Raw genomic sequence first — 2079 nt, forward strand, 5'->3', positions numbered from 1 at the left:
TCCTGGCCAACAGATCGGTGATAAATTCGTCAACACTATGTAATGATTGATCTTAAGACTGTTCTCACTATCATTGTTATGCTTTAATCGATACTAGTTAATCAAAAATTAGGAAAGGGACCTATGAGTGGTGTATTTGAAATCGTGTCTCAAGCACGTCGTAAGAATAAACTAAAACGTGAACTTCTTGATAACGAGAAAAAAGTGCGTGACAACCGTAAACGTGTGGACCTGCTTGACAACCTACTCGACTATATCAAGGCAGATATGAGCAACGAAGAGATCCTTGGTATTATTAAGAATATGAAAGCGGACTATGAAGATCGCGTTGACGACCACATCATCAAAAGCGCTGAAATTTCCAAAGAGCGCCGCGATATTAGCCGACGCATTCGCGAGCTGACTGAAGCAGACAAAGTCACTCAAGGTAAGAAGTAAAATACCAAAGTAACGATTTGCAAAGCCTACATCATGTAGGCTTTCTTTTTATTGCCCACCCTAAATTCACTAACATAAATAATTAATTTAGCTTGAAAGTTACGTAAAACGTTTGCGTAATCGCTAACCTTCTCCGTTCCTCATTTTGGGGCTTTCATCACACATTTCTGCCTGTTATATTTCGTTGCAGATAATCAATTAGACCATTCGAGGCACGGAGCTTCCTCACTTATCTCACGAAGAGAAGAATTGGTACCGACAAAGGTCGGCATAAATTAAAGAGGGTCAAATTATGGATATGGTTGAAATTCTGGGTTACGCAGCGTCTATCATGGTTGCAATCTCACTGACAATGAAAGATATCGTTAAACTGCGTGTATTAAATTTCATTGGTTGTGGTCTATTCACCGCTTACGGCTTGATGATTGACGCATGGCCAGTGGTAGTAACTAACGGCTTCATCGCATGTGTTAACGTTTACTTCCTTGCTAAAATGCAAAGTGAAAAAAAAACCGAGCAAGTAAATAGCGCCGCTTAATTTACGATTCAAAGGAAAAGCCCCGACTTATCGCTAAGTCGGGGCTTTTTAATATCTCGGAACTGATAGAACTAGTTAGCGACGATAAACAGTACTTCTACCCTGCGGTTACACGCTTTGCCTGTTTTGGTTTTGTTCGTACAAGCAGGGACGTATTCTCCATAGCCACGGGTAAATATGGAATTCATCGCAACATTATTGTTTAACAACTGCTGTTTAACCGCCTTCGCCCGCTTCATGGAAAGCGTATCATTGAAGCTTGGAGCGCCAGTACTATCAGCATGCCCATCAATAACGATATCAATTCCAGGTTGAGTTGATAGGTAACTTCCCATCATATCCAACCAATATTTTGAATCGGTCGAAACTCGTGACGAGCCCGTATTGAACTTAATCGTGTCTTTAAGCTTGACCATAACGTGATTTCCCGGCAAAAGTTCGTAATCGACGCCTTTGCTCACAAGGAACTTTTGCAAGTCACTATAGCTTTCAGTCCGTTGTTGACCAAACGGGCCTTTTACATCAGAGCTCACTACAGTGGTTGCGGTACCCCACTCAGGGTTACGTACATCAAAATCAGATTTTGGAGCCGTATCCAATAGGTCACCACCAAACATAGGCACATTATCGGTCATAGCCGTAAGGTTACCACAACCTGCTAAGGCTAAAGCTAAAGGAAAGATCAAATACTTCATTGGTTCACCGTAAGTTCCATAACGATACAAGATCTATATCGGCCAATTTGCGTTTACTTTAGGCTCTATTTACGATTCGACATGGTTTTCTGTGTAATCCTACGCTGATACGGTTTCTCTTCTCCGGAGGAACTTGTAAAATCAATAAAAATTAACACAACACATAACCCAAGCTGACTGCTTTCAGCGTGTTACTAACCAATGAGAATTATAAATGAAAAAACTCACTTCGTTGCTGCTTGTCTTTGTATCAGCTCTAATTGTCGGTTGCTCAGATGACTCTCAACCAACCCTAGGGAAACAATATCAACAAGTTCCTGCCGATCTTTCTAAGTTGAACTTATCACCTGTCACTGAGGTGTTTTCACTTAATTGCGGTCACTGCCGCAGTATGGAAAATAAAATTCC

3 protein-coding genes and 1 pseudogene are annotated in these 2079 nt (G+C 41.1%); 3 read left to right on the top strand and 1 reads right to left on the bottom strand.

Annotated elements, in window-relative coordinates; translation table 11 throughout:
* Positions 1-123: 123 nt before the first annotated feature.
* Together QTO00_RS18785 and QTO00_RS18790 are read left to right on the top strand one after the other, a co-directional pair.
* Positions 124-438, top strand: a complete 315-nt coding sequence (locus QTO00_RS18785; protein ID WP_038208513.1) for a DUF496 family protein — start codon at positions 124-126, stop codon at positions 436-438.
* A gap of 292 nt (positions 439-730) precedes the next feature.
* A complete protein-coding gene (locus QTO00_RS18790) occupies positions 731-976 on the top strand; it encodes a YgjV family protein (RefSeq protein ID WP_038208516.1) in 246 nt (81 codons plus the stop codon).
* Positions 977-1047: 71 nt separating this feature from the next.
* On the opposite strand, the gene QTO00_RS18795 is transcribed toward QTO00_RS18790, so the two are convergent.
* The gene (locus QTO00_RS18795; protein ID WP_331426121.1) at positions 1048-1671 is read right to left on the bottom strand and encodes an OmpA family protein; all 624 of its coding nucleotides are present in this window, start codon (positions 1669-1671) and stop codon (positions 1048-1050) included.
* 214 nt (positions 1672-1885) lie between these two features.
* Between QTO00_RS18795 and QTO00_RS18800 the strand changes: the two are divergent.
* Positions 1886-2079 (top strand): annotated as a pseudogene (locus QTO00_RS18800) (thiol:disulfide interchange protein DsbA/DsbL); the annotation flags it as partial.

The organism is Vibrio sp. M260118 (genome assembly GCF_036533755.1).
GTDB lineage: Bacteria > Pseudomonadota > Gammaproteobacteria > Enterobacterales > Vibrionaceae > Vibrio.